An 8047-nucleotide genomic window follows, 5' to 3' on the forward strand; every position below is an offset into this window, starting at 1 on the left:
CACTAATGAACAAGATTGGTGAACGTTTCAGCCCGCTGCTCCGTTTTGCCTGCCTTGGCGATGCAACTTTTCCGTGGTGGGAGGTGTGTCCCTTCCGTAACCGAGCAACCGGAGGAGACCAATGGTGCGCAGGAAGCACTGGTTGATCACGGCCGTGTGCACGACGATGGCCGCAGGCCTGGTCGCAGCTCCGTCGCAGGCCGCGACACCGCCCACTAGTGGACCGTCGGCGAAACCGTCGTCGACGGTCACCCTGATCACGGGTGACAAGGTGACCGTCACCCCGCAAGGCAAGTCCTGGACCGTCAGCGTCGAGCCGGCCCGGCGGGTCGGCCGGCCGGAAGGATTCTTCCGGCAGATCACACCGGCCGGGGTCACCGTGATCCCGGCGAGCGCGCTGCCGTTCGTGCGGTCCGGCGTACTGGATCGTGCGCTCTTCGACGTCACCGGCCTGATCGGCCAGAAACTGGACGACGCCCACAGCAAGGAGTTGCCGCTGCTGGTCCAGAGCAGCAACACGCGAGCCGCGGCAACCTTCGGCAAGGTGACCCGGCAGCTGCCGGCCGCCAAGCTCGCGGCCGTCTCTGTCTCGAAGCCTTTCGAGCTGTCGAAGCTCACCGGGAAGACGAAGATCTGGCTGAACGGACGGGCGAAGCCGACGCTCGACGTCAGTGTCCCGCAGGTCGGCGCTCCCGCCGCCTGGCAGGCCGGCTACACCGGCGCAGGGGTGCAGGTCGCAGTACTGGACACCGGGTACGACGCCGCGCACCCCGATCTCCAGGGGGTTGTGAAGGGTTCGAAGGACTTCCTCGGTGACGGCAGCGGGATGAAGGACGAGGTCGGCCACGGGACGCATGTCGCGTCGACGGTGGCGGGTCGCGGTACTGCGTCGGGCGGCAGATACACCGGTGTCGCCAAGGGCGCCGACCTACTGATCGGCAAGGTCTGCGGCGTCGACGGCTGTCCGTACGACGCGATCATCGCGGGCATGCAGTGGGCGGCGGCCAGTGGTGCGAAGGTGGTGAATCTCAGTCTCGGCGGCGGGCCTACCGACGGTACCGATCCGTTGTCGGCAGAGGTGAACCGGCTCACCGCCGCGACCGGCACGCTGTTCGTGATCGCGGCGGGCAACGACGGGCCGGCCGGTCGGGTCTCCAGCCCGGCTACAGCTGATGCCGCGCTGGCGGTTGCATCGGTCACCAAGCTGGACGAGTTGAGCGACTTCTCGTCGATCGGCCCGCGGGTCGGCGACCACGCGATGAAGCCCGACCTGGCGGCTCCCGGCTCGGACATCGTCGCGGCCCGCGCCGCCGGGACGCTTGCGGACGAGGCGGTCGACGAGTACTACGCCCGCATCTCCGGTACGTCGATGGCGACGCCGCACGTCGCCGGTGGTGCTGCGATCCTCGCTGGGGAGCACCCGGGATGGAAGGCGCCGCAGTTGAAGGCAGCGCTGATGGCCAGCGCGCATCCGATCTCGGCCGATGTGTACGCGCAGGGTGCGGGGCGGCTTGATCTGGCCCGGGGGATCGGTCAGCAGGTGCTGGCTGAGCCGGCGAGCTTGAGCTTCGCGGCCGCGTCCTGGCCACACGACAAGCCGCAGGATCAGAGCAAGCAGGTTGTCTATCGCAACGACGGCCAGGCGGCGGTCACGTTGGCGCTGCGGCTCGACGTGCGGAACTCGGCTGGAGCCGAGGCGCCGGCCGGTCTGTTCAAGGCGTCTGCGGAGCAGGTCGTGGTACCGGCTGGCGGGCAGGCAGCGGTGGATGTTTCGGTTGCTCCTGGCAACGTCGCGCCGGAGACCTACGGTGGCCGGCTGGTTGCTTCGTCGGCCGATGGCAAGACGGTCGTGCAGACGCCGCTCGGCGTCTATGTCGAGCCCGAGAGCTACGACCTCAGCCTGACGATGAAAGACCGGACGGGTACGCCGATCGATCCGTCGACCGGGAACGGAATCGCGGTCGTGGTCAGCCTCGAGGACCAGGACCTGCAGTACTTCCCGGTGTTGCCGGGGGACAAGCTGCGGTTGCCGGCCGGCCGGTACGCGGTGCTGGGCTCGATGAACACTCCGGTACCCGGCCGGCTGGAGCCCTCCGTCACGTCGGCCTCTGAGCCGGAGATCGACCTGCACCACGACACCGTCGTACCGTTCGACGCTCGGCGGGGCAAGCGAACCAGCATCGCCCTCGACGCCAAGGATGCGAAGGTGGTGGCCGGGACGGCGGGTCAGGACATCCATACCGGCACTGTCGACTCTCTCTTCATCAACCCGATGGTGCGCGATCTCTACGCGGTCCCCACCAAGGGATCGGTGCAGCATTTCGGGTACTACACCCGCGCTCAGTTCGAGCGTCCGCTGGTCCGGCTGACGGCCGGGAGCAAGGACGTCGGAGCGTCTTGGGTGCCGTCCACAGCGCAGCTTGTCGGGGTCAAGAAGCTGACAGTGGTCGACGCCGGGCATGCGCGACCGGAGGATCTGGCGGGCAAGGATCTGTTGGGCAAGCTCGCTCTGTTCACGCTGTCGGGTGAAGAAGGGGCGAGCTTCGATGAGCGGGTCGAACTGCTGCGAGAGGCTGGGGCCGCTGCGGCGCTGTTCTACCTCAAGGACGAGGTGCGGGTGTCGACGGATGGCACCAAGCTCCCGACGCTGCTTCTCGACGACGCGTCGGCCGGTCGCCTTGCGGGGCAGCGGGTCACGCTGGCCGGGAATGCGGGGAGTCCTTACCGGTACGAGATCGCGCTGCCGTCGTTCGGGAAGAGCCCGGGCAGTCTGGCCTATCGGTTGCCGAACCGCGGCCTCGGTGCTGTTCAGGCGAAGTACCACGCGTTCGGTCCTGGTGGTGTCGGGTACCTCGACTACGACACCGTCGCGGGCAATCTCGACATGGGCGGCTCCCTGTGGTCGGGGGTGGTGAAGTTGCCGACGGCACGGACCGAGTACTACTCACCCGGCGTTCGGTGGGGGACCTCGCTTCGTGCGGCGGCGGGGTCCGAGCAGAGCGAGCAGGGCTATCTCGGGTTACCGCACGTCTACAAGCCGGGCGAGAAGATCTCGGTCGACTGGGCCAAACCGGTCTTCGGGCCTGGCTTCGGGGCGTTGGCAGCGAGCGATCGGGACCGGCCGTTGCAGGCGTACCGGGACGGCGATGCGATCGACGTTCTGCTGCCGTTGTTCAGCGATTCGGCCAACCACACGGGGATTACCCGGCCGGAGTCGTACAGCTTTGCTGACAAGGGGACGACCACGCTGTCCGCCGATGGCAAGGTGGTCGGGCAGAGCGACGTACCGGGGGATGGCGTGTTCAAGGTGCCGACCGGGGATGCGGCGTACAAGCTGGTGACGTCTGTGCGGCGGGACAATCCGGGGTGGCCGTTGGCTACTCAGGTGTCGGCGGAGTGGGCGTTCCGGTCGTCGACGACTGGTGGGCCGGAGGCGCTGCCGTTGCTTGCTGTGCGGCTTGATCCTCGGCTTGACCTGCTGGACTATGCGCCGGGCGGTCGCCGGTTTGCGATCCCGGTCGGCGTTCCTGGTGGTCGGTTGAAGAGTGTCGAGGCGTCGTACGACGATGGCGCGACCTGGCAGGCTGCTGTCCTGCGCAAGGCGGGATCGGGGTGGACGGCGACGATCAAGCACCCGGCTAGCGGGTTCGTGTCGCTGCGTTCCAGCGCGATGGATGCCAAGGGCAACAGCGTGGTTCAGACCACCATCCGCGCATACCGACTGAAGTGAGCTGGTCTGCGGGCGGTCTTTCGGCCGCCCGCAGCCAGTCAGTCGGCGGAGTCAGCTGGCGGGGAGGATGCGGCCGGTTACCGAGCCGAGGGTGATGGTCGCGCCGGCCGAGGTGGCGGCGGAGGCGGTGATGGTGACCTCGTCGCCGTCCTGGAGGAAGGTGCGGTCCTCGCCCTTGACAGTGACGGGCTCGCGGCCGCCCCAGCTGAGCTCGAGGAAGGAGCCGCGCTGGTTCTTGTCGGCGCCGCAGACGGTGCCGGAGGCGTACAGGTCGCCGGTGCGGACGGAGGCGCCGTTGACCGACAAGTGGGCCAGCATCTGGGCGGGTGACCAGTACATCTCGCGGTACGGCGGGCTGCTCACCAGCTCGCCGTTCCAGTAGACCTCGAAGGTGATGTCGAGGTTGGTCAGGTTCTCGCTGGCCAGGTAGTCCAGCACCTGGGGGTCTTGCTTGCTGAGAGCGACCTCGGCCGACTCGAGCGCCTCCAGCGGGATGACCCACGGGGAGATCGAGGTGGCGAACGACTTGCCCAGGAACGGGCCGAGCGGGACGTACTCCCAGGCCTGGATGTCGCGCGCCGACCAGTCGTTGAGCAGCACCACGCCGTACACATGATCCTTGAAGTCCTCGACGCCGACGCGGCTGCCGAGCTGGGACGGCTTGCCGACGACGTACCCGAGCTCGACCTCGATGTCGAGCCGCTGGGACGGTCCGTACGTCGGATTGTCGTCGCCCGGCGCCTTGCGCTGACCGCTCGGGCGGATGATGTCGGTGCCGCTGGCAACGATCGTACCGGCGCGGCCGTGGTACCCGACCGGGAGGTGTTTCCAGTTCGGCAGCAGCGGTTCGGCATCCGGGCGGAACAGCTTGCCGACGTTGCTCGCGTGGTGCTCCGAGGCGTAGAAGTCGACGTAGTCGGCGACCTCGAACGGCAACTGCATCGTCACCTGATCCAGCGGGATCAGATGTGGTTCGACGGCGTCGCGGTTGTTCTCGTTGCGGACCAGATCGAGCAGCCACTCCCGGGTCGCGTGCCAGGCCGGCCGCCCTTGCTTGAGGAACGCGTTCAGCGTCGGCTCGGTGAAGATCTGGGCACCGTCGAGCATCTGCGCGGACGCGACCGGGGCGAGGTCGATCACGTGGTCGCCGATCGCCGCGCCGACCCTCGGCTCCTCGTCGCCGGTCCGGAAGATGCCGAGCGGCAGGGTCTCCGGTCCGAACGCTGCGTTCGCGGGGATGTCGATCCAGGTCACGAGGTCTCCAGAAGCTTCAGTGCGGTCAAGTCGTGGCGGGGTTCGTCGATGCTGCAGGAGCCGAAGCTCGTGAACCAGCGCCTGGTCCCGTTGGCCTGCTCCTCGGACAGTTGGGCTGCCGTGGTTGCCAGGTCTTCGCCGTTGCGGTTCTCGAGGATCGCGGCGACCTCGTCCTGGCCGGCGCCGTCGAGTGAGGCGCGGGTGGCGAGCAGGACGTTGAGGAAGCCGTGATGCTCGAAGCCGGTGTCCTCGGCGGTGTGGCGGACGGCATTGTGCAGTCCGGCCGTGCACTTGAAGGCGACCTCGCGGTCAAGGCAGGCGGTGATGAAGGCGGCGACCTGGTCGGCCGTCGGGAAGAGGGAGGCGTCGAGGCCGCCGGTACGCAGCTTGGCGTAGTACCCGGCGTCGGCGACGACGTCGAGCGCGCGCTCCCAGGCGCCGTCCAGGCCGATCTCGACGAAGGCGCTCTCCTCGTCCACGCAATCATCGCAGGCGCGGACCACGCGCAGTGCGTTGCGGGACAGGTCGTCCTCGTCGCGCAGCCGCACCTCGATCGACTCCACGACGAGGTCGGGCGAGCGGTCGCCGTACCGGATGGCCGGTTCGATCCCGCCCGCGCCGCCGGTGATCACGACCGAGACTTCGAGCGGATCGCCGGCCTTCGCGGCTTCGGCGGCGACCTTCATCAGGTTGTCGTCGGTACAGATCAGTGGGCCGACGAGTTCGGCGTACGGCGCCTGGCGGTGGGCCCGGTGCGCGCTCACGGCCTCGACCAGGGGAAGGTCGCCGGGCGGGAACATCGCCGCGTCGTCGACCAGGTGCCGGAACAGGGCAGGGATGGTTGACATGGCTCCGAGCCTAACGGATGCTTTCGGTAAGCGGACACTTGTGTTCGGATATCGGATAGGTTGGGTGTTATGGCGTACTACCGGCAGGCAGGTCAGATTCCGCCGAAGCGGCACACGCAGTTCCGCAACCCGGACGGCGGGCTGTACTACGAGGAGCTGATGGGCGAGGAGGGGTTCTCGTCGGACTCGTCGCTGCTGTACCACGCGGGGGTGCCGTCGGCGATCGTCGACTCTGTCGTTTGGGAGTTGCCGGACCTGGCGACTGTCGCGAACCATCCGCTCACGCCGCGGCATCTCAAGCTGCACGACCTCTTCCTGAGCGGCGAGGGCAACAACGTCGTCGAGCATCGCCGGCTGGTGCTGGGCAATGGGGATGTCCGGATCTCGTACGTCATCGCTTCTGAGGTCTCGCCGTACTATCGCAATGCGATCGGTGACGAGTGTGTGTACATCGAGCGGGGGTCGGCTACGGTCGAGACCGTCTTCGGGGTGCTGTCGGCGGTCGAGGGCGATTACGTGATCATCCCGCGGGCCACCACGCATCGGTGGCTGCCGGGGGCGGACGGCGTACAGGCCTATTGCATCGAAGCGAACAGCCACATCGCGCCGCCTAAACGGTATCTGAGCCGATTCGGGCAGTTCCTCGAGCACGCACCGTACTGCGAGCGCGATCTGCATGCGCCCGCGTCGGTGTTTGTTGTCGAGGACAACGATGTCGAGGTGCTGGTGAAGCATCGCGGCAACGGGGCCGGCGGCATCGTCGGCAGCCGGATGACGTACGCGACGCATCCCTTCGATGTCGTCGGCTGGGACGGTTGCCTCTACCCGTACACCTTCAACGTGAGCGACTTCGAGCCGATCACCGGCCGCATCCACCAGCCGCCACCCGTGCACCAGGTCTTCGAAGCCAACAACTTCGTCATCTGCAACTTCGTGCCGCGCAAGGTCGACTACCACCCGCTGTCGGTGCCGGTGCCGTACTACCACTCGAACGTCGACTCCGACGAGGTCATGTTCTACTGCGGCGGCGACTACGAAGCCCGCAAGGGCTCCGGCATAGCCCTAGGCTCCATCTCCCTCCACCCCGGCGGCTACGCCCACGGCCCCCAACCGTCCGCCATCGAAGCCTCCCTCGGCGCCGAATCCTTCGAGGAACTGGCAGTCATGGTCGACACCTTCCGCCCCTTGGAACTGGGTGAGGGCGGCGCTGCGGTCGACGACGGCGTCTACGCCTGGACCTGGGCCGGCCGCCGCCTGTAGCACTCCCCACGCCAGCCGCCCCGCTCGCTCCTACGTCACTCACTCACCGCCAGGCTCCCGTCCACCCCGGGCGCGGGCTTGCTGCGCCGCCCGCTTGGCATGACCACCTGCGGGCGGGAGGACTGTCCGTGCTCTCGGTGGACCTCTGCCCTGACTCCCACGCGAGCCGCCATGGTCACCCCGATCCGGCGGTGCAAGTGCCTCTAGGTGACGTACCGAAGGACAGGTAGTGCACCTCATTTACGCTGTACGCGAGGAAGCGCAACACGCTCAAGTGCACTAGTTGGCGCCAACTACTACCTGTCCGCCGGTCCGTGCTCGCGAGCCGTCACCCCTGGGCGCGAGGACGACTACCGGCGCTGGCTGATCCGGATGATCACCGCGGCCGAAGCAGCACCGAACAATCTCGGCGTGGTCGTGCTGAGCCCGGAAGCGTCGGCATCGAACGTCTTCAGCTTCGTCCACCGCTTCGCCGACGAGGCATCGCTGGCGGCGTGGGAGCACTCCGACACCCTCCGCTCACTCCTGACCGAGGCCGAAGCCTTCTCAACCCTGCACCGCCAGGTAGCGACCGGTATGGAGGCTTGGTTCACCCTCAGCGGCCCGTCATCACCCGCGGTACCCCCGCGCTGGAAGATGGCCCTTCTCACCTTTGTGATCGTCTACGCCCTGACCGCGATCATCATCCCGATCGAGCGAGCCGTACTGCCCGAAACCTGGTCCTTCTTCGCCACCAACATCCTGACGAACGCCCTGATCGCCCTCCTCCTGACCTACCTGATCCTCCCCGCCACCACCAAGCTCCTCCACCCCTGGCTCTACCACCAACCCCGCTCCAGTTGATTCGCGGGCTTGGGGGGACTGAGTTCCTAAGGGATGTCAAGCTGCCGGAGGGTTCGTAGACTTGGTGTTGGCGGGTCGGGATGCTGGAGCGCTTTGCGACTCCTTCTGCTCC

General features: G+C 67.4%; 5 protein-coding genes. 3 read left to right on the forward strand and 2 right to left on the reverse strand.

Annotation, left to right across the window (positions count from 1 at the left end; genetic code table 11):
- The first annotated feature begins 121 nt into the window (after positions 1 to 121).
- Positions 122 to 3730 carry a S8 family serine peptidase gene (locus AB0M15_RS39400; RefSeq protein ID WP_363831474.1) on the forward strand — a complete coding sequence of 1203 codons (3609 nt, stop codon included), beginning with the start codon at positions 122 to 124 and terminating at the stop codon, positions 3728 to 3730.
- A gap of 51 nt (positions 3731 to 3781) precedes the next feature.
- Here AB0M15_RS39400 and fahA read toward each other — a convergent pair whose 3' ends face one another.
- Positions 3782 to 4984, reverse strand: a complete 1203-nt coding sequence (gene fahA, locus AB0M15_RS39405) for a fumarylacetoacetase (protein WP_363831476.1) — start codon at positions 4982 to 4984, stop codon at positions 3782 to 3784.
- Positions 4981 to 5832: a hypothetical protein gene (locus AB0M15_RS39410; protein WP_363831479.1), complete on the reverse strand. Its 852-nt coding sequence runs from the start codon at positions 5830 to 5832 to the stop codon at positions 4981 to 4983. The genes fahA and AB0M15_RS39410 overlap by 4 nt, the downstream gene beginning before the upstream one ends.
- Before the next feature lie 69 nt (positions 5833 to 5901).
- On the opposite strand from AB0M15_RS39410, the gene AB0M15_RS39415 reads away from it, so the two are divergent.
- Both AB0M15_RS39415 and AB0M15_RS39420 read left to right on the forward strand, forming a co-directional pair.
- Entirely contained in the window at positions 5902 to 7092 is a 1191-nt protein-coding gene (locus tag AB0M15_RS39415; protein WP_363831482.1) for a homogentisate 1,2-dioxygenase, read from the forward strand.
- A gap of 207 nt (positions 7093 to 7299) precedes the next feature.
- Positions 7300 to 7935 (forward strand): antibiotic biosynthesis monooxygenase, encoded by a 636-nt coding sequence (locus AB0M15_RS39420; protein WP_363831485.1) that lies wholly within the window; start codon positions 7300 to 7302, stop codon positions 7933 to 7935.
- Positions 7936 to 8047: the final 112 nt, after the last annotated feature.

The organism is Kribbella sp. NPDC051718, from assembly GCF_040681515.1.
In the GTDB taxonomy this organism is placed as follows: domain Bacteria; phylum Actinomycetota; class Actinomycetes; order Propionibacteriales; family Kribbellaceae; genus Kribbella.

Coding starts and splice junctions, on each gene's coding strand:
- AB0M15_RS39415 (WP_363831482.1), top strand. CDS start 5,902: ATGGCGTACTACCGGCAGGCAGGTCAGATTCCGCCGAAGCGGCACACG.
- AB0M15_RS39400 (WP_363831474.1), top strand. CDS start 122: ATGGTGCGCAGGAAGCACTGGTTGATCACGGCCGTGTGCACGACGATG.
- AB0M15_RS39410 (WP_363831479.1), bottom strand. CDS start 5,832: ATGTCAACCATCCCTGCCCTGTTCCGGCACCTGGTCGACGACGCGGCG.